This is a genomic window from Mesorhizobium sp. M0208 (assembly GCF_040322015.1).
Classification (GTDB): domain Bacteria; phylum Pseudomonadota; class Alphaproteobacteria; order Rhizobiales; family Rhizobiaceae; genus Mesorhizobium.
The window spans coordinates 292,706-310,977 of record NZ_JAMYSP010000003.1 but is presented as its reverse complement, the minus strand read 5'-3'; the positions used below and the strand labels follow the sequence as shown (position 1 = coordinate 310,977).

19 protein-coding genes and 1 tRNA gene are annotated in these 18,272 nt (G+C 63.6%); 11 read left to right on the top strand and 9 right to left on the bottom strand.

Annotation, left to right across the window (positions count from 1 at the left end; translation table 11 throughout):
• Positions 1–21: 21 nt before the first annotated feature.
• The 5 genes from NKJ17_RS05395 to NKJ17_RS05375 all read left to right on the top strand — a co-directional run bounded on the left by NKJ17_RS05395 (position 22) and on the right by NKJ17_RS05375 (position 3,947).
• Entirely contained in the window at positions 22–171 is a 150-nt protein-coding gene (locus tag NKJ17_RS05395) for a hypothetical protein (protein WP_023677884.1), read from the top strand.
• Positions 168–1,085 carry a site-specific tyrosine recombinase XerD gene (locus NKJ17_RS05390; RefSeq protein ID WP_352505065.1) on the top strand — a complete coding sequence of 306 codons (918 nt, stop codon included), beginning with the start codon at positions 168–170 and terminating at the stop codon, positions 1,083–1,085. The genes NKJ17_RS05395 and NKJ17_RS05390 overlap by 4 nt, the downstream gene beginning before the upstream one ends.
• A 99-nt stretch (positions 1,086–1,184) precedes the next feature.
• On the top strand, positions 1,185–2,135 hold the full coding sequence (locus NKJ17_RS05385) for an acetyl-CoA carboxylase carboxyltransferase subunit alpha (RefSeq protein WP_352505064.1): 951 nt from the start codon (positions 1,185–1,187) through the stop codon (positions 2,133–2,135).
• A gap of 211 nt (positions 2,136–2,346) precedes the next feature.
• Positions 2,347–3,672 carry a L,D-transpeptidase family protein gene (locus NKJ17_RS05380; protein WP_352505155.1) on the top strand — a complete coding sequence of 442 codons (1,326 nt, stop codon included), beginning with the start codon at positions 2,347–2,349 and terminating at the stop codon, positions 3,670–3,672.
• A 5-nt stretch (positions 3,673–3,677) separates the two neighbouring features.
• Positions 3,678–3,947: a sulfurtransferase TusA family protein gene (locus tag NKJ17_RS05375; protein ID WP_352505063.1), complete on the top strand. Its 270-nt coding sequence runs from the start codon at positions 3,678–3,680 to the stop codon at positions 3,945–3,947.
• Between the two features lie 167 nt (positions 3,948–4,114).
• Here NKJ17_RS05375 and NKJ17_RS05370 read toward each other — a convergent pair whose 3' ends face one another.
• Complete coding sequence (locus NKJ17_RS05370; protein ID WP_352505062.1) at positions 4,115–5,269, bottom strand: CobW family GTP-binding protein; 1,155 nt, start codon at positions 5,267–5,269, stop codon at positions 4,115–4,117.
• 4 nt (positions 5,270–5,273) lie between these two features.
• Complete coding sequence (locus tag NKJ17_RS05365) at positions 5,274–6,452, bottom strand: D-alanyl-D-alanine carboxypeptidase family protein (RefSeq protein WP_352505154.1); 1,179 nt, start codon at positions 6,450–6,452, stop codon at positions 5,274–5,276.
• Between the two features lie 270 nt (positions 6,453–6,722).
• Here NKJ17_RS05365 and NKJ17_RS05360 point away from each other — a divergent pair, with 270 nt between their 5' ends.
• Positions 6,723–7,886 (top strand): M20 aminoacylase family protein, encoded by a 1,164-nt coding sequence (locus NKJ17_RS05360; RefSeq protein WP_352505061.1) that lies wholly within the window; start codon positions 6,723–6,725, stop codon positions 7,884–7,886.
• A 15-nt stretch (positions 7,887–7,901) separates the two neighbouring features.
• On the opposite strand, the gene NKJ17_RS05355 is transcribed toward NKJ17_RS05360, so the two are convergent.
• From NKJ17_RS05355 to NKJ17_RS05345, 3 genes are all read right to left on the bottom strand, one after another.
• On the bottom strand, positions 7,902–8,192 hold the full coding sequence (locus NKJ17_RS05355; protein WP_352505060.1) for a hypothetical protein: 291 nt from the start codon (positions 8,190–8,192) through the stop codon (positions 7,902–7,904).
• 120 nt (positions 8,193–8,312) lie between these two features.
• Positions 8,313–8,843 carry a hypothetical protein gene (locus tag NKJ17_RS05350; RefSeq protein WP_352574899.1) on the bottom strand — a complete coding sequence of 177 codons (531 nt, stop codon included), beginning with the start codon at positions 8,841–8,843 and terminating at the stop codon, positions 8,313–8,315.
• Positions 8,844–8,964: 121 nt separating this feature from the next.
• Positions 8,965–9,291 carry a DUF1330 domain-containing protein gene (locus tag NKJ17_RS05345; protein WP_023677873.1) on the bottom strand — a complete coding sequence of 109 codons (327 nt, stop codon included), beginning with the start codon at positions 9,289–9,291 and terminating at the stop codon, positions 8,965–8,967.
• Between the two features lie 174 nt (positions 9,292–9,465).
• On the opposite strand from NKJ17_RS05345, the gene NKJ17_RS05340 reads away from it, so the two are divergent.
• Positions 9,466–10,158 (top strand): winged helix-turn-helix transcriptional regulator, encoded by a 693-nt coding sequence (locus NKJ17_RS05340; RefSeq protein ID WP_352505059.1) that lies wholly within the window; start codon positions 9,466–9,468, stop codon positions 10,156–10,158.
• A gap of 47 nt (positions 10,159–10,205) precedes the next feature.
• Positions 10,206–10,282, top strand: a tRNA-Arg gene (locus NKJ17_RS05335).
• A 315-nt stretch (positions 10,283–10,597) separates the two neighbouring features.
• Here NKJ17_RS05335 and NKJ17_RS05330 read toward each other — a convergent pair.
• Positions 10,598–11,020, bottom strand: coding sequence for a RidA family protein (locus NKJ17_RS05330; protein WP_352687352.1), 423 nt, complete (start codon positions 11,018–11,020; stop codon positions 10,598–10,600).
• 109 nt (positions 11,021–11,129) lie between these two features.
• Positions 11,130–11,978, bottom strand: a complete 849-nt coding sequence (locus NKJ17_RS05325) for an SDR family oxidoreductase (protein ID WP_352649277.1) — start codon at positions 11,976–11,978, stop codon at positions 11,130–11,132.
• Between the two features lie 97 nt (positions 11,979–12,075).
• On the opposite strand from NKJ17_RS05325, the gene NKJ17_RS05320 reads away from it, so the two are divergent.
• Positions 12,076–12,978 carry a LysR family transcriptional regulator gene (locus tag NKJ17_RS05320; RefSeq protein WP_352687351.1) on the top strand — a complete coding sequence of 301 codons (903 nt, stop codon included), beginning with the start codon at positions 12,076–12,078 and terminating at the stop codon, positions 12,976–12,978.
• Positions 12,979–13,168: 190 nt separating this feature from the next.
• Here NKJ17_RS05320 and NKJ17_RS05315 read toward each other — a convergent pair whose 3' ends face one another.
• Together NKJ17_RS05315 and NKJ17_RS05310 are read right to left on the bottom strand one after the other, a co-directional pair.
• The gene (locus NKJ17_RS05315; RefSeq protein ID WP_352687349.1) at positions 13,169–13,561 is read right to left on the bottom strand and encodes a VOC family protein; all 393 of its coding nucleotides are present in this window, start codon (positions 13,559–13,561) and stop codon (positions 13,169–13,171) included.
• Entirely contained in the window at positions 13,545–13,721 is a 177-nt protein-coding gene (locus NKJ17_RS05310; protein WP_352687347.1) for a hypothetical protein, read from the bottom strand. Before NKJ17_RS05310 ends, NKJ17_RS05315 begins: the two co-directional genes overlap by 17 nt.
• A 51-nt stretch (positions 13,722–13,772) precedes the next feature.
• Here NKJ17_RS05310 and NKJ17_RS05305 point away from each other — a divergent pair, with 51 nt between their 5' ends.
• Both NKJ17_RS05305 and NKJ17_RS05300 read left to right on the top strand, forming a co-directional pair.
• Entirely contained in the window at positions 13,773–16,049 is a 2,277-nt protein-coding gene (locus NKJ17_RS05305; RefSeq protein WP_352687345.1) for a hybrid sensor histidine kinase/response regulator, read from the top strand.
• A gap of 407 nt (positions 16,050–16,456) precedes the next feature.
• Positions 16,457–18,202, top strand: coding sequence for an adenylate/guanylate cyclase domain-containing protein (locus tag NKJ17_RS05300; protein WP_352687343.1), 1,746 nt, complete (start codon positions 16,457–16,459; stop codon positions 18,200–18,202).
• Positions 18,203–18,272 lie beyond the last annotated feature (70 nt).

The window sequence follows — 18,272 nt, the reverse complement described above, 5'->3', positions numbered from 1 at the left end:
TAAGACGACGGGCGAAAATTAATGCCAACACTGTTTCGCTTTGTCGTGACGCTCGCGATTCTGGCCGGCATTGTCTATGGCGCGATGTTCGCCCTGGTCATGTTCGTCGAGCCGAGAAAGGCGGAAATGAGCGTGCGTATCCCTCCGGAAAAGCTCAATCCCAAAAAATGAACAGCGCCGCCCGCATCGAAGCCTTCCTGGAGATGATGAGCGCCGAGCGCGGCGCGGCCGAAAACACGCTTTCCTCCTACCGCCGCGACCTCGAAGACGCTTCCGCCGGGATCGGCGGTGGGCTTGCCGCTGCCACCAGCGCCGACATCCGTGCCTATCTCGACGACATCGCCGCGCGCGGCTTTGCCGCCAGCTCGCAGGCGCGCAAATTGTCGGCGATCCGGCAGTTCTTCCAGTTCCTCTACGCCGAAGGCCTGCGCGGTGACGATCCGACCGGCACGCTGGACAGTCCGAAGAAAGGCCGGCCGCTGCCTAAGACGATGAGCGAGGCCGATACCGGCCGGCTGCTCGACCGCGCGGCGCAGGAGGCGATGGACCCCTCCATGCATGACGGCGACAGGCTGGCGGCGCTGCGCCTGCACGCGCTGGTCGAGGTGCTCTACGCCACCGGCTTGCGCGTTTCGGAGCTGGTCGGCCTTCCCGTGACGGTGGCACAGCGCGACGACCGCTTCTTCATGGTCCGCGGCAAGGGCAACAAGGAGCGCATGGTGCCGCTGTCGGCCAAGGCGCGCACCGCGATGCGGACATGGCTTGCCGCACGGGGGGCGGTGCCGGCTCTTGCCGACAGCCCGTTCCTGTTTCCGGCTGCCTCCGACAGCGGCTATCTCTCGAGACAGGTCTTTGCCCGCGAGCTGAAAGGGCTTGGCGCTCGGGCCGGCATTGCCGCGGCGAAGATATCGCCGCATGTGCTGCGCCATGCTTTCGCCAGCCATCTCTTGCAGAACGGCGCTGATCTCAGGGCCGTGCAGCAGTTGCTCGGCCATGCCGATATTTCAACGACGCAGATCTACACGCATGTGCTGGAGGAGCGGCTGGTGCGTCTGGTCAACGATCATCATCCGCTTGCCGACTAGGCGTCATGTCGCTATGTGAGAACGACGTTCCACCGCGCCCAGCCTGCATTTTCAGGCTTGCGTCAGTCATTGCCTTCCGACTTGCCGGTCCGCCCAAGAATGTACAATTACCTCGATTTCGAAAAGCCTGTGCAGGATCTCGAAGGCAAGATCCTTGAGCTGAAGAAGCTTGCCGAGAACGGCGAGGCGGTCGATGTCGGCGATGAGATCGCCCGTCTCGAGAAGCGCTCGCGCGATGCGCTGCGCGACGCCTACAAGGCGCTGTCGCCGTGGCAGAAGGTGCAGGTGGCGCGCCATCCGGACAGGCCGCATTGCATCGACTACATCAAGGGCCTGCTTACCGATTTCACGCCGCTCGCCGGCGACCGCAATTTCGGCGAGGACCAGGCGATCGTCGGCGGCTTCGCCCGCTTCCGCGGCGAGCCGGTGGCGATCATCGGCCAGGAGAAGGGTTCCGACACGGCAAGCCGGCTGAAGCATAATTTCGGCTCGGTGCGGCCGGAGGGCTACCGCAAGGCGGTGCGGCTGATGGAACTCGCCGACCGCTTCCAGATCCCGCTGCTGACGCTGGTCGACACGGCCGGCGCCTATCCCGGCGTCAACGCCGAAGAGCGCGGCCAGGCGGAAGCCATCGCCCGCTCGACTTCGGCCTGCCTTGGCCTGAAGGTGCCGTCGATCTCGGTGGTGATCGGCGAAGGCGGCTCGGGCGGCGCGATAGCAATCGCCACCGCCAACCGCGTCTACATGCTCGAACACGCCATCTATTCGGTGATCTCGCCGGAGGGCGCAGCCTCGATTCTGTGGCGCGACACCACGCGGTCCAAGGACGCGGCGACCAACATGAAGATCACGGCGCAGGACCTGCTGGAGCTGAAGATCATCGACGCCATCATTGCCGAGCCGCTCGGCGGTGCCCATCGCGCCCCCGAAACGGTGATTGCCGCCACCGGCGACCTCATCGCCAGGACGATGAATGAATTCTCCGGCGCCAACACCGACTTCCGCGAGCATCGCCGCGAGAAATACCTGGCGATGGGCCGCAATCTGTAACATCCGGCAGGCACGCGACCCGAAATGTGGCGGCGTGAACCAGTTTCGCCACAAAAATGCCGCCGCATTCGGCTCAGTGAGCTTAACGCAAGGGGACGCGCCGCTTGATTGCGGTAAGGAATTTTCAAGGTTAACAGGCTTAAGGTCCGTCAGCGGTCGGTTTAGCAGCTGCGGCATCCGCGGCGCAGAGATGAAGACGATAGCCATATCCATGTTTGCCAAGCTTGCCCGCACCGGAGTTCTGATCGCTGCGATCGGCGTCGCCGGCTGCAATGACGCTTCGATGAAGGATTTTGCGCCGCAAGCCAACAAACCGCTGCCGGACAAGATCCTGGCCGAGATGAAAGCCAAGGGCATGGTCCGCACCTCTTCGGTGATGGCCCGCATCTTCAAGGAAGAAGGCAAGCTCGAAATCTGGAAGGCCAAGACCAACGGCCGCTACGACCTGGTCGCCAGCTACGACATCTGCAAATGGTCAGGCAAGCTCGGGCCAAAATTCACCGAAGGCGACCGCCAGGCGCCGGAAGGCTTTTACACGGTCCGCCCGGCACAGATGAACCCGCGGTCGAATTACCACCTGTCTTTCAACATCGGCTACCCGAACGCCTATGACCGCGCTAATGGCCGCACGGGTTCCAACCTGATGGTCCATGGCGCCTGCTCGTCGTCCGGCTGCTATTCGATGACCGACGCGCAGATCGAGCAGATTTACGCTTTCGGCCGCGACGCCTTCCAGGGCGGCCAGACCGAGTTCCAGATCCAGGCTTTTCCGTTCCGCATGACCGCCGCCAACATGGCGCGCTATCGCAACGACCCGAACTACGAATTCTGGAAGATGCTGAAGGTCGGCTACGACAATTTCGAGGTCACCAAGGTGCCGCCGAAAGTCGACGTCTGCGAGAAGCGCTACGTCTTCAACCAGGTTGCGGCCGACGGCTCGACCTTCAATCCGACCGGCGCTTGCCCTGCGACCACCCAGCCCGATTCGCTGAAGAGCGCCATCAACGCCTATCAAAGCACCTATGAGGCGGCCTTCAACGGCGCCGTCAAGGCCAGCGTGCCGGCACCCAAGCCGACCATCGCCGGGATCAAGGAAGCCAGCATCGTTTCCGACTGGTCGAAGCGGCGTGCCCGCGGCGAACGCGTTCCGATCGAGCCGCCCTCGCTCAACCCGGACGGCACGGTGGCCGAAACGGCGCGCATGGGCCGCATCGATTCGCCGGCGGGCCGCAAGATGGCGGCCCTCGACGCCGAAAAGGCTGCCAAGCAGAAGGCCGAGGAACAGCGGCTTGCCGCGATAGAAGCGGCGAAGGCAGCGAAAGCGGCAGCCAAGGCACAGGCCTTGGCCGAGAAGGAAGCTGCCAAAGCCCAGGCGCTCGCCGAAAAGGAAGCTGCCAAGACCGCCGCAGAGATGCCTGTCGCCACTGCCACCGTAGCGCCATCGGACGCCGCCCCGGCAGTCGAAACGCAGGCTGCGGACGCCGAAAGCACGGCGACAAGGTTGAAGAAAAAGCTGCTCGGCATGTTTGGCGGCTGAACTTCATGCTTGAACAAGAAGATGGGGGCCAAGAAGAGAGGCCCTCAACCAGCCCCGCCGCCGTCTACGACCTCAAAGGCCTGAACTGCCCGTTGCCCGTGCTCAAGGCAAAAAAGCGCCTGGCCACAATGCAGCCGGGCAGCCGCCTGTGGCTCGAAACCACCGACCCCCTCGCCGTCATCGACATTCCCGCCTTCTGCGCCGAGAGCGGCCATCGGCTGGTCGAGACAACGGCGATGTCAGCCGGCCACCGCTTCCTGGTCGAGCGCGGCTGAGCGCGTGATCTCCCCCCTCGAGGGGGAGATGTCGCCGAAGGCGACAGAGGGGGTTGCCTCGGCTGGCGCGACGCCATGTACGACCAAAGAGAAAGTTGGCGCTTCACGCGCGGCAACCCCCTCTGGCCTGCCGGCCATCTCCCCCTCGAGGGGGGAGATCAGCCGCTTCACCGCCCGGCGATGGCCAGCGGATTGCTCTCCAGTGCCGCCCGGTCCGGCGTGTCGATCGACGGCTGGTTGGTGAAGGCGGCGAACAGCCGGCGGACATAGTCTTCCGGCATGTCGAGCGTGATCAGCACCAGCCTGGTGCCGCGCTGGCTGTCCGGCCAGGCCGGCAGTTGCACCGGCGGATGCAGGATCTTCTGCACGCCATGGATAACCAGCGGCCGCGACGGGTCTTCTGCAAGCTCGATGACGCCCTTCATCCGCAACAGGCGCTCGCCATGCGCCGAGCGCAGCAGATCGAGGAACATCTCGATTGCCGAAAACGGCACCGGCCCGTCGTGAACCAACGAATGCGAACGCACGCGGGAATCGTGCCTATGGCCATGACCATGATCATGGTGATGGTGATCGCCACCGTCATGCCCGTCGTCATGATGCCCGTCGTCATCATGCCCGCTGTGGTCATGCCGGCTATGGTCATGGTCGTCGCCGGCTTCTTCGCCCAGCCAACGCTGCACATCGACCGATTTGGTGGCCGGATTGTAGAGGCCGCAATCGAACAGAGTCGCGGCGCTTGCCTGACTCGCGTCGAGCACCACGGCGCCCGGGTTGAGCTGCCTGAGCCGCGCCCGCAACGCCTCGACATCGCCTGCATCCGTGGCCAGGTCGGCCTTGCTGAGCACGATACGGTCGGCGACCGCCACCTGCTTCACCGCCTCGACATGGGCATCGAGCGCCGCATTGCCGTTGACGGCGTCGACCAGGGTGATGACGCCGTCGAGCCGGAAGGCCTGGACCAGGGCCGGATGCGCCATGATCGACTGCAGCACGGGGGCGGGATCGGCGAGCCCGGTGGTCTCGACGACGACGCGGGCAAGCCGGTCGATGCGGCCGGTCTGCAGGCGGTCGACGAGGTCAGCCAGCGTGTCGACCAGCTCGCCCCGCACCGTGCAGCAGAGACAGCCGTCGGAGAGCTGGATGATGCCGTCGGAGGCCTGCTCGACCAGGAGATGGTCGATCGCCACCTCGCCGAACTCGTTGATGATGACGGCGGTGTCGGCGAGCGCGGGATCCCGCAGCAGCCGGTTGAGCAGCGTCGTCTTGCCGGCACCGAGAAAGCCGGTGAGCACCGAAACGGGGATCGGGAAGCCGGCCATGCGGCTAGTTCAGCGCCTTGGCCGGCTGCTGGACCTGCGCGGCGGTGGCGGATCCGGCCACAACTGGCTCGGCGCCGGCCGGCGGCGCCCGGTCCGGCCGCCATGTCGGCAGCGGCACGTCGGCATATTCCTGCCCGGAGGCGTCGAGCATCGCCTTCGGCTTCGGTCCCGTGGCGCCGCCAAGGCCGACGGCGATCAGCGTCGGTACATGGTCGAGCTTTTCCTGATAGGGCGATTTCGGCACGTCCTTGCCCTTGTCGCCGACGGCGGGTGCGGTTTCCGACTGCTCATCGACCGGCTTCTTCTTGCAGATTTCGTCATTCATGTCGTTGGCCGACATGGTGTCGCCATAGGCGGGCAGCGCCGCTACCGTCAGCCAGCTCGGCGCCGGCGTTGCAAAGCCCTGGTCGAGCAATTTTGCCGCCGCCTCGGCGCGGGTGACGGCCGATTGCTCGCCGAGCACCACGGCGACCAGGGTGCGGCCGTTGCGGGTCGCCGAGCCGACCATGTTGAACCCGGACGAGCAGACGAAACCCGTCTTCATGCCGTCGGCACCCGGATAGCGGCCGATCAGCAGGTTGTAGTTGGAGATCGCCTTCTTGCCGACGGCAAGGCCTTCGATCGAGAACCAGGGGGCATATTGCGGAAATTCCTTGCGAATCGCCATCACCAGCAAAGCGAGATCGCGCGCTGTCGTATACTGGTCCGGCGAATAGAGCCCGTTCGGATTGACGAAATGGGACCCGCTCATGCCGAGCCTCTGCGCTTCGGCGTTCATGCGTTCGGCGAAAGCCGCTTGCGAACCGCCGATATTCTCGCCGACCGCCATGGCGATATCGTTGGCCGATTTGACCAGCATCATCTTCAGCGCATTGTCCAACCGCATCACCGAGCCCGGCTTGAAGCCCATCTTGCTCGGCGGCTCGCCGGCGGAATGTTTCGTCACCTTGATCGGCGAATCGAGCTGGACCTCACCCGCGGCAATCGCACGAAACGCCACATAGGCGGTCATCAGCTTTGTCAGCGAAGCCGGGTACCAGCGCCTGAACGCCTCCTGGTGCTGCAGGATCTTGCCGCTGTTCAGGTCGAACAGGATTGTCGGATTGGCCAAGGCAGGCCCGGCCAGCGACGCAAGCGCCACCGTGCCCGCCACCAACAGTTTGAGGAAATGCCTGTAGCGCATCATGAAAACCGAAATAGCCTCTTGCCGCAGTCCCACCTGGCTCCGTAAGATTTCGTTACACGATCGCCAGGATAATGGTCCGGCCCTCTGTTCCCGGACCACAGTCGCGGTGCTATTTACTCTATGTGACGTCAACATGGCAAAGTGCTGCCGATCACAATGTGGAAGCAGCAGCACAATGCAAAGCAGCGTGCATGGTTGCAAGGCAACAGGCACAATTGCAAAGCAGCAGGCCAAGACCGCCTGCTCCAACAGCGAAATGGAACCATCATGCCGATCCTGAACCGAGCCGCCGAAATGCAGGACGAGGTGGCCGGCTGGCGCCGCCATTTGCACCAGACGCCGGAGCTGAATTTCGACGTCTTCAAGACCGCCACTTTCGTCACCGAGAAGCTGAAGGCTTTCGGCTGCGACGACATCGTGACGGGTTTGGGCAAGACCGGCGTCGTCGGCATCATCCGCGGCCGCCACGGCGAAGGCTCGACCATCGGCCTGCGCGCCGACATGGATGCCCTGCCGCTCAACGAGATCACCGGCAAATCCTATGCCTCGACCGTCCCCGGCAAGATGCACGCCTGCGGTCATGACGGCCACACCGCGATGCTGTTGGGTGCCGCCAAATACCTCGCCGAAACGCGCAATTTCGCCGGCTCCGTCGCGGTCATCTTCCAGCCGGCCGAAGAGGGCGGCGGCGGCGGCAACGAGATGGTCAAGGACGGTATGATGGAGCGCTTCGGTATCTCCAAGGTTTTCGGCATGCACAACATGCCGGGCCTGCCGGTCGGCCAGTTCGCCATCAGGCCGGGCCCGATCATGGCGGCGACCGCCGAATTCACCATCACCGTCAAGGGCCGGGGCGGCCACGCGGCGATGCCGCACGGCACCATCGATCCGATCGTCATCACCAGCCAACTCGTCGGCGCATTGCAGACGATCGCCTCGCGCAGCACCGATCCGGTCGAGGCGGTGGTCGTCTCGGTGACGAAATTCCACGCCGGCGATGCCTATAACGTCATTCCCGAGACCGCCGAGATCGCCGGCACCGTACGCACGCTGAAGAAGGAGGTCGCCAAGAAGGCCGAAGAGCGCATCCGCGCGCTTTGCCAAGGCCTGGGCGCTGCCTTCGGCGCGACAATCGAGGTTGATTACAATGCCAATTACCCGGTCACCTTCAACCATCCGGAAGAGACGGTCTTTGCCAGCGACATCGCGGCCGACGTCGCCGGCGACAGCTATGTGCACCGCGCGATCCAGCCGGTGATGGGCGGCGAGGATTTCTCCTACATGCTTGAAGCGCGGCCGGGCGCCTTCATCTTCATCGGCAATGGCGATACCGCCGGCCTGCACAACCCAGCCTACGACTTCAACGACGAGGTCATCCCGCACGGCATGAGCTATTGGGTGAAGCTGGCGGAAACAGCGCTGGCGGCGTAGCCGTTCGGCATTGGCTTACGGCCCGCTCTTCGGATCCTCGACCTCCAGCGCTTCCATGACCGGCGCCAGCTCGTTGTCGTCGGCGGGTTGCGGTTCTTCGCCTGTCCTCGCCTTCTTCAGGGCTGCCTCGATCGCCTCCTGGATATTGCCGAGTTCGTCTTCGCGAACCTCGTGGCCATAGCCGGCAGCGTCGGCGTCCTGCTCGAATTGCTGCGCCAGAACGGCGACGCTCACCTCGCTCTCGGCAGGCAAATTGCCGACATTCTCCTGCAGCCACGTTTGAAAGAACTCTTTGGTGGCGCTCATGCGGTGTCTCCTTCGGGACACTAAAGCGCGCCGGCGTCCCGAAAGTTCCGCTATCCCGACCTCTTTGGGGCCTGCTCCCACATTCGGCCAGGCGGCGTTGGCGCCGCCTGGCTCGGCTGCTTACTGGCTGACAGCAGTCGTCGGTTCGCACGACACGTTCGGGTTCATATCCGCGAACGCGCCGGTCGGGTTGCCCTTCCAGGCCCAGACATGCAGCTCATAGAACGGACCGAGGCCATAGCGATTGGGCGCGCTGTTGAAGTTGAACAGATGCCCATCGAGCGAGGCCGGGCCTTTCGAGGTGATGTATTCGACCGCGATCAGTTTTAGCGTGCCGTCGGCCATCGGCTCGTACATCACCGCTTCCGGCTTGGCGACATCGACAGCGTCGTCCTTGAGGTAGCCGGGATTGACGTAGTGGATGCCCATGGCGCCGCCGGTGATGCCGCTGGCGCAGGGGATCGGCGCATAGCCCTCGGCGGTCGCCGCCGCCACATTCTCGAAGCGGCTGTTGGCGGCGCGTACCTTGTCGGCCAGCGGATTGGGACCGGACGCGGGCGCTGCCTGATGCGCCTGCGCCAACGCAGTGCAGGCCGACAGCAGCGCCGCGGCAGCGAGAAGTCTATTGCGAAAGTTGATTGTCATAGTCATTCCATTCTTCTTGAAAAGCACAGCCCGGCTGGCCGCCGGAGGTAAGGAGGTCCGGCAGGTGGGCGCTGTGGCTGTTGTTGCTGGGAGATCCCTATCCCGATGCGACGAATGCAGGGGAAGATCATCCCTTCGGCAGATACGGGATCGTCCCAGCCAGATCGGAGTTGTCGATCAGCTGGAAACGGCTGTCGCTGCCGCCCTGACGGGCCGAAACGAACGGTGCGTAGGCAGGATCGTCGGTGAAGGCGCGCGCCGCTGCCTCGGTCGGGAACGCCATCAAGGCAATCAGCGTCGTGTCGAGCGGCTTGCCTTCGAGTGTCTTCACATTGCCGCTGCGCGACAGATATCTGCCGCCGTGCTTGTGAACGAGGTCGTGGACCGACGCGGCATAGGCCGGCATCCACTTCGGGTCCCTCACCTTGATGTCTGCGATAACGTAAGCGGTCATGGGTCATGTCTCCTGGTCGTGCACAGGGGTATCCCGTGCAGCGGCAGAGGGGTCGCACGGCAAGGGTCGCGCCAGCCAGTCCGCGATCTGTACTGGTGTGGTACAGTTTCTGTACTCGCCGCGTCGCTGGGAAAGGCCTATGGTTCCGGCGGAGTTTGAGGGGAAGGCAACATCGTGACCCAGTCCGGATACAAACAGTTCTGCCCGTTATCGATGGCCGCGGAGGTGCTGTGCACCCGCTGGACCATGGTTCTGCTTCGCGAATTGGTGGCGGGCTCGACCCGTTTCAACGATCTGCGCCGCGGCGTCCCCAAAATGTCGCCGACCCTTCTGTCGCAACGCCTCAAGGAGCTCGAGCTGGCCGGGATCGTCGAGCGCAAGGAGGTGCGCGGCGAGAAAGGCATCTTCGAATACCGGATGACCGAGGCAGGCAAGGATCTGCGTTCCGTTGTCGAGGCGATGGGCTTTTGGGGGCAGAAATGGGTCGAGTCGCGGTTGTCGCTGAAGAACCTCGATCCGTCGCTGCTGATGTGGGACATGCGGCGCAACCTCAATGCGTCGCCGCTGCCCGATGGCCGCACGGTGATACAATTTCTGTACCAGGAGCTCCCCGCCTCGAAACGGTCGTGGTGGCTGATCGTCGAGAAGCACGGCGAGGTCGACCTCTGCTGGTACGACCCGGGCTTCGATGTCGATCTCTACGTCTCGACCGACCTGCACACCATGACCGAAATCTGGATGGGACTGATCACCGTCGAGAAGGCCGGGCCGAAAGTCATCTTGACTGGCGACCAGGATATCGCGCGCAAAATGCAGACCTGGCTCGGCCTGAGTCCGTTCGCGGTGGAGCCGAAGCGAGCGGCCTAACTGCCTCTTGGCGAAACGATCCGAAGCGGTTATGTGTCGGGCCGCGTGGTCCCGTAGCTCAGTAGGATAGAGCGGCAGATTCCTAATCTGTAGGTCACAGGTTCGATTCCTGTCGGGATCACCAAAGTTTTCAATAACTTAGTGAATTGGTGCCGTACTTTTTTGCCAATTGGTACGGCACCTCGTCTATGGCACGAGCGGCGAGGGTTATTGGACCTCTGAGAAAGTTGATTGGATTGTCTACTGTTCGCACGAAGGGACGATCACGCTTGGCGGGTCAATAACAGCAATCGCCCCATCAAAACTCCCTTGCGGCTGATTGGAGTTAACGTCCGCTCCGGGTTGGGAGTTGAATGGCAGCTATCCTTGAACCAGCTCCTTTGACCGGACGGTCTGAAACCGGCCCAAATCGCCGATGCAGAAATTGCAGGGTGAACGATCATCCCTTGTCCGCTGGCTGACCGCTTGTCGTCAAAGGGATGCGGGCGATGACCTTGATCTCGAAATCGAAACCCGCGAGCCAATTGACGCCCACTGCCGTCCAGTTCGGGTAGGGAGGTGCGCCGATCTCTTCCGCGCGGACAGCCAGCACCGTTTCGATCTGTTCGTCCGGGTTGGTGTGGAAGGTGGTGACGTCGACAACGTCATCGAAGCTACACCCGGCGGCGGCCAAGACCTCACGCATATTGGCGAAGGCCCGCCGAACCTGATCCTCGAATACGGGCTCAGGCGAGCCGTCCTCACGGCTCCCGACCTGACCCGACACGAAGAGAAGATCGCCAGAGCGAATGGCCGCGGAATATCGATGAATATCGTATAACGCGTGGCGTTTGGCCGGGAAAATGGCGTCACGTGCAGGCATTTCGTATTACTTTCTGTCTTAATAACGGCGCCGGGCCGGAGCCTGGGGCATCAACGGGCGGAGCTGCATGCCGGTGGCCTGCGGCTCTGGATCGGCGGCACAGGTTGGGTCACAGCCGCGCCAGCTCCTCGTCGGTGAAATCCGCCGCAACCGCGATGTCCTTCTGCCGGTCGAGCTCCTCGATGCGCCCGCCGAGTGCCTTGCGGATGCCGGCATAGGCCTCGGCACCAAGCACCAGCCGTTTCGGGAGTGGACCATCCTGATCGGCAAGCCGGATCATTGCGTCCGTCATGCGGTCGGGGTCGCCCTTGATCACCCATGAGACACCCAGCGCCTCGCGGATCTGACCGGCGGGTGTTCCCTCATAGGCCGCGAGCGGCTTGGTCCGCGCGAGATTGCCGCCGAACCCGGTCCGCGCCGGCCCAGGTTCCACAAGGCTGAATTCGATGCCGAAGGGAGCAGCCTCCTGCGCCACGGACTCGACGAATCCCTCGATACCCCACTTGGTCGCGTGATAGAGGCTGAAAGCCGGATAGGCGATCTGGCCTCCCTCGCTCGATACCTGTAAAATCCGGCCGCCACCCTGGCTGCGCAGATGCGGCACCGCCGCCCGGATGAGTGCGATCGAGCCGATGAGATTGGTGTCGATGATGTCCCGGACCTGCACATCGCCAGCCTCTTCAGCCGCGCCGAGGAGGCCATAGCCAGCATTGCTGACGACGAGGTCGATCCGAGCGGATGCCGCGAAGGCGCGGTCGACCGCGGCGCGGACCGAGCTCTGGTCCTTGAGGTCCATTGCGACGATGCGGAGCCGTTCGGGGTAACTTGCACGCAGGTCGGGAAGTGCGTCCTCGCTGCGGCTGGCACCGACGACGCGGTCTCCCCTGATCAGGGCCTTCTCCGCCAGCAGCCGGCCTAGACCAGAAGACACACCCGTTATGAGCCAGGTCTTTTCCATTTCTCATTTCTCCAATTGATCCAGGCGGGAGATAGGGCAGTCGCATTGCGCGCATTAGCCGTTGAAATCGGCATGGGATAATGCAAAATCCCCATCAATGCCCCGCCCGTCGCTCAACGATCTCACCGCCTTCGTCACCGTTGCCACACATCGCAGCTTCCGCCGCGCAGCGGACGAGATCGGCACGGCACCTTCCACATTGAGCCATGCGATGCGTGCGCTCGAGGAACGCATGGGCGTGCGACTTCTGAACCGCACCACACGCAGCGTCTCGCCGACAGAAGCCGGGTTCCGGTTGCTCGACCGTCTTCAGCCGGCGCTCGCCTCGCTGGACGAGGCGCTCGACAGCGTCGCGGGGTTCCGGGGCAATGTCGCGGGCACGGTCCGCATCAACGCACCGCGATTGGTGGCCGGGCTTCTCGTTCGCCGGGTCCTTCCGCAGGTGGCGGAGCGCCATCCGGACGTGACCGTGGACATCGTCGTCGAGGGGCAGCTCATCGATATCGTGTCCAGCGGGTTCGATGCCGGCGTACGCCTCATCACATCAATTCCCAAAGACATGATCGCCGTGCCGTTTGCACGCGCGTTGACGTTCATCTGTATCGCGTCGCCCGCCTATCTCGATCGCTTCGGGGAGCCGGGAACGCCCGAGGAATTGCAACGCCACCATTGCATCGGCCACCGTATGCCCAGCGGCAAGCTCTATCGATGGGAGTTCGAACGCGCAGGCCAGGAACTGGTGATCGGGGCAAACGGCCCCATCGTCCTTGATGACGAGGAACTGATGGTCGAAGCTGCAATAGGGGGTCTGGGCATCGCCTATGTGGCGGATTGGGCCGCCGAAGCGGCGTTGTCCGATGGCCGGCTGCGCAAGGTCCTGACCGCGTGGACGCCAGCACCGGAAGAAGTTGCGGTCTACTACCCCGGACATCGAGCCGTACCGCCCGCACTGCGAGCTTTTCTCGACGTAGTCAAAGACCTGCGGAAGAAAGAACCTTAACTGGATCACAAACGACGCCCTCGCGCGGAACAGCCGCTCTGCGGACAAAGCTAACCTCGCCACCGGTTCCTTGGCCATACGCGTCTGAAGTTAGTCCGTGTGTCTGAGCTGGGCTGTGTGGGCGCCTACCCACTGTGTAAGACATGGCGCAGGAAAAGGACGCCTTTGACGCTAACTCCTTGGCCGATAATCAGGCGGTGACTGGCTGCATCAGTTCGAAGATGTTGCCCCAAGGATCGGAGAAGAACGCGATGCGGCTGCTGATCGCCGGAACATCGAATGGCTCATGCACGATTTTCACGCTACGGCGCTTCAACTCGGCAACGGCCTTGTCGACGTCGTCCAGGCGAAGGCAAAGGTGATGCCACCCCGACAGGCCGAGGCTGGCGCCAAGATCCGCGTATACGGGGCGCTCGGCAGCGCCGGGGCCTGCCAGAAGTTCAAGGCGGAAGCCGTCATCCACTGCCGGCGAAAGAAAGACGAAGGTCATATCGTCGCCAGACGGTACGGTATCCACGACGCTGAAATCCAGCTTTTCGGTGTACCACGAGATCGCGGCATCGCGGTCAGGCGCTCGGAGCAAAGAAGGGTCGCATCAGGTCATAGCGCGAACGGCAGGTTTCGAAACGCGCCATGAGGGTCAGCAAATGGCGCTCCTGTCCTGCTGGTGCAAGCGTTTCCCCACCCCGCACCGTACTGCGGTCGGATTCAGGCATCTTGCCGGAACTCACGATAATCGTCATCCTTGCCGGCCCGACGGCCAGCGTACCGACCGGTCGTCACGGAGCCCGCCCTTGCAAGAAGACGATGACGGAAACGCATTCCAACAGGCGATCCTCGCTTCGGTGGTTCGCTCATCGCTCGACTGCGTGATCGTCACGGACGAAGCCGGATTGGTTGTGGAATTCAACGCGGCGGCCGAGGCGACCTTCGGCTATTCGCGCGCTGAAGCGGTCGGCAGACAGATCTCGGAGCTCATCGTCCCGCCGCATCTGCGCAAGGCGCACGCAAACGGGCTTGCCGCCTATCTTGCGGGTGGCGCCCCGCGGTTGCTCGGGCGTCGCACAGAGCAGACTGCCATGCGAGCGAACGGCACCGAGTTTCCGGTGGAACTCACGATCACCGAAGCCCGGAGCGGCAAACGTCGTTTCTTCACGGCGAGCTTGCGCGACCTGTCGCAGCGCCACGCTGCCGACGCAGCTCTGCGAGCCAGCGAAGCCCGCTTGGCGGCATTCATGAAGCATGCTCCCGTAGGCATGTACCTGAAGGATACCGACGGACGCTATCTGGTCGCCAATCCGGAAATGGGAAAGGTCTTCGGCCGGCCAGCCGAGAGCGCGATCGGACTAAGCGCGGCCGACATTTTCGGGCCGCAGGAGGCCGCGATGATCGCGGAAAACGATCGCCGCGTGCTGGAATCGGGACAGGCGATTGCAATCGAGGAATTTCTAAGCAACGCGGTCGATTATGCCTGGAGCCTTGTCGTTCGCTTTCCCGTGCTGTGGGCCGATCAGCAACAGGCGCGCATCGGCGGCTTCGATATCGACATCACCGAGCAGAAGCGCGCGGCCGAGCGCCTGCAGCAAAGCGAGCGGCGCTTCCGAGACCTCACTCACCACCATCCGGTTCCGGTCGTGTTCATAGACTCGCGAACGAGGCACCTGATTACCGCAAATCCCGCCTTCCGCGAGATCATGGGTATAGGCCCGCGTGACGAGGACCGCTTCCGCCAGCACCGCTGGTTCGCCACACGGGAAGACTATCGGCGCATCAGGGCCCTGTCACGTCAGCAGCCGCGCGCCGACGGCGTGGAGGCTCAACTTCGGCGGCTGGACGGCTCCGTGTTTCCCGTGTCGCTGAGTTGGCGCCACATCGAGATGGACGACCGACCGGTGATCGTCGGCAGCATTCTTGATCTCACCGCAACCAAGGCGGCTGAAGCCGAACTGGCGCGGTCGCGCGAGGCATTGGCGCAGAGTGAGCGGCTCAACGCACTTGGTTCGCTGCTTGCCGGCGTTTCGCACGAACTCAACAACCCCTTGGCGGTCGTCGTCGCGCAGGCCCAGTTGCTGGAAGAATTTCTAGCCGGAACCGCCCATGCACAGCGGGCCGGCAAGATCAGACTCGCCGCCGAGCGCTGCGCGCGCATCGTGAAGACTTTCCTGGCAATGGCGCGACAACGCCAGCCGGAGCGCCGCAGTACCGACGTCAACGATCTGATCCGCGCAGTTCTTGACATCGCCGGCTACGGTTTGCGCACGGCAGGCATCGAGGTGCAATGCCGGCTCGCCGAGGGCCTGCCGCCTTTGGAAGTCGACCCTGACCAGATGCATCAGGTGTTCTACAACCTGATCGTCAACGCGCAACACGCCCTGCAGGAGATACCGGCACCGCGGCGGATCGAGATCGAAACGTCGCTTGAAGGCAATGACCTCCAGATCGTGATCGCCGACAATGGCCCCGGTGTGCCCGCCGAGATCCGGAACCGCATTTTCGATCCGTTTTTTACCACCAAGGCTCAGGGCGCGGGCACCGGGATCGGGCTCGCTTTCTCGCTCGGCGTGGTGCAGTCGCACAATGGGCGGCTGACCCTGCTTGACCGTGCGGACGGCGCGCATTTCCGGTTGCTTTTGCCGGTGGAGGCCTGCACTTCGTCAGATTCAGTCGAAGGTGTTGCGGCTCACTCGGTCGCGGACATCGGCTGTACCGCCCTTGTGGTCGATGACGAACGGGAGGTTGGAGAAACGGTGGCAGAACTACTAGAGGCTGAAGGTTTTGCCGTCAGGATCGTCGAGGACGGTGCCGGCGCCAAGGCAGCGCTGATGAGTGCTGTTTTCGATGTGATCTTTTGCGATCTGCGGATGCCGAACATCGACGGCCCCGCCTTGTTCGACTGGGCCTGTCAGGCAACCCCGGGCATAGCGGAGCGATTCGTTTTCGTTACCGGCGACACGCTCGGCGGCGCTGCGGCGCGCTTCCTTGAACGGGCCGGTCGACCAGTTGTCGAGAAGCCATTTTCGCGCGACTCTATCCGCCGGGCACTAAGCTCGTTGGCAGACGTTCCGCGCTAGCCAACGACCTCAGCACCTCTAAGCGCGAACGTCTGGTGTGATGCCCGATGCGCGTTCGTAGGCATCTCGCTGTTACATCGCGGTGACAAAAACACCGCCACGGTGGCGTCAATCGGTTACCAAGGGCAGTAAATATCTCCGGCCTTCTGGGAGGAGTGGCGTGTCAGCGTCCCAGAGGCTGCGTGGGCGTATCGCCGGTTGGCTGTTAGCGCGGCGACTGGATCGCTCCACGCCTCGCAAGCGGGATAGCGAAATCTCGTGAAGGCAAAGTCGAGCTGCGTTTTCCGTTCTGTATCGGCGACCGGCGGCGACTGGGAGAGACGGATACCATGCACATGGGGCGTCTGGAAGGTGCCAGGACATGGACGCGGGGCGGCCCGCGCGCAGGCGCTTGGTCGAGCGGTGCAATGACCACGCAGCGCCACCTCGCAGCGATCATGGTTTGCGACGTGGTCGGCTATTCGCGCCTGACGGAGCGCGACGAGCGCGGCACGCTCGAGCGGCTGAAGGTCTACCGCAAGGACCTGCTCGAACCGCTGGTCTCTGAGCACCAGGGTCGGATCGTCAAGCTCACCGGCGACGGCATGCTGTGTGAATTCGCGAGCGTCGTCAACGCGGTGGCCTCGGCGATGGCGATCCAGCAGGCCCTGGCAGAACACGAGGCGGAGATGCCCGAGGAAGAGCGGATTCGCTTTCGCATCGGCGTCAATCTCGGCGACGTGGTCTGCGAGGAGGACGGCGACCTCTACGGCGACGGGGTCAATATCGCAGCCCGCCTCGACGGCATCGCCGACCCCGGCACCGTGGTCGTCTCAGGCACCGCCTACGACCACCTTCAGGGCAAGCTCGACTGCAGCTTCACGCCGCTCGGCAACCTGCGCCTCAAGAACATCGAGCGGCCTGTGCGCGCCTACCGCGTCGAGACCGACGCCGGCGCCTCGGTGGCTGCATCGCCTCCGCTGCCCGCGAAACCCTCGATCGCGGTTCTGCCTTTTACCAACATGAGCGGCGATCCCGACCAGGAATACTTCGCCGACGGGCTGGTGGAGGACATCATCACGGGATTGAGCCGGGTGAACTCCTTCTTCGTGATCGCCCGCAACTCGTCGTTCACCTACAAGGGCCGGGCGGTGGACCTGCGCCAGGTCGGGCGCGAGCTGGGCGTCCGCTACGTACTCGAAGGCAGCATCCGCAGAGCAGGATCGCGGGTGCGCATCAGTGGGCAGTTGGTGGACGCGATCAGCGGACACCATGTCTGGGCCGACCGCTTCGAGGGCGACGTGAGCGACATCTTCGACCTGCAGGACAAGGTTACCGAGAGCGTCGTCGGCGCTGTCGAACCGAGCATCCGGCTGCAGGAGATCAAGCAGGCGCGCATGAAGCCGACCGACTACATCGGTGCCTACGACCTCTACCTTCGTGCGCTGCCGCGCTTCTACAGCATGACGCGCGAAGGCTTCGCCGACGTGCGCCGGCTCACCAACGAGGCGCTCAGCATCGACCCAGACTTCACCCTGGCGAAGGCACTCGGTGCCTATATCCGCAGCCTGTCGGTGAGTCAGTGCTGGCACGAGCCCGACGATATCCGCGTCGCCGTGCGCATGGCCCGCGAGGTGCTGGCGGACGCGCGAGACGACCCGACAAGCTTGCGTTTCGCCGCGCAGGTGATCGCCTACAGCGCCAAGGATTACGAGACGGCGCTGGACACGATCGAACGGTCCCTGCTCCTCAACCCCAATTCGGCGCAGGGCCATACGGGCAGCGGCTGGGTGAACGCCCATTCCGGCCACCCCCTCGTCGCGATCGAGCACTTCCACAGGGCAATGCGGCTGAGCCCGGTCGACCCCGAGAAGGGCATCGCGCTCTCCGGCATCGGGATGAGCTACCTGATGCTCGAACGCTACGAGGAAGCGCTGGCTTGGGGAGAACGAGCGCTGCGCGAGATGCCGAATTACGGCTCCTCGCACCGGGTGGTGATCATGGCGCTGGTCAAACTCAACCGGCTGGACGAAGCGCAGGCGGCGGCGCGGCGGCTGATGGAGGCGTTCCCGACCTACACGCTCGGCCTGCAGAAGCAGATCAACCCGTGGCGGGACAAGGTGTTCGCCGAGCACTACGTCGAAGCGTTGGGTATTGCCGGCGTGCCGGAGTGATCGTCGCGGTTGCAAAGATGCCCGCTCCTGCGCGTCACGTCCGGCCAGGCGACGCGCCCCTTGATCCCGC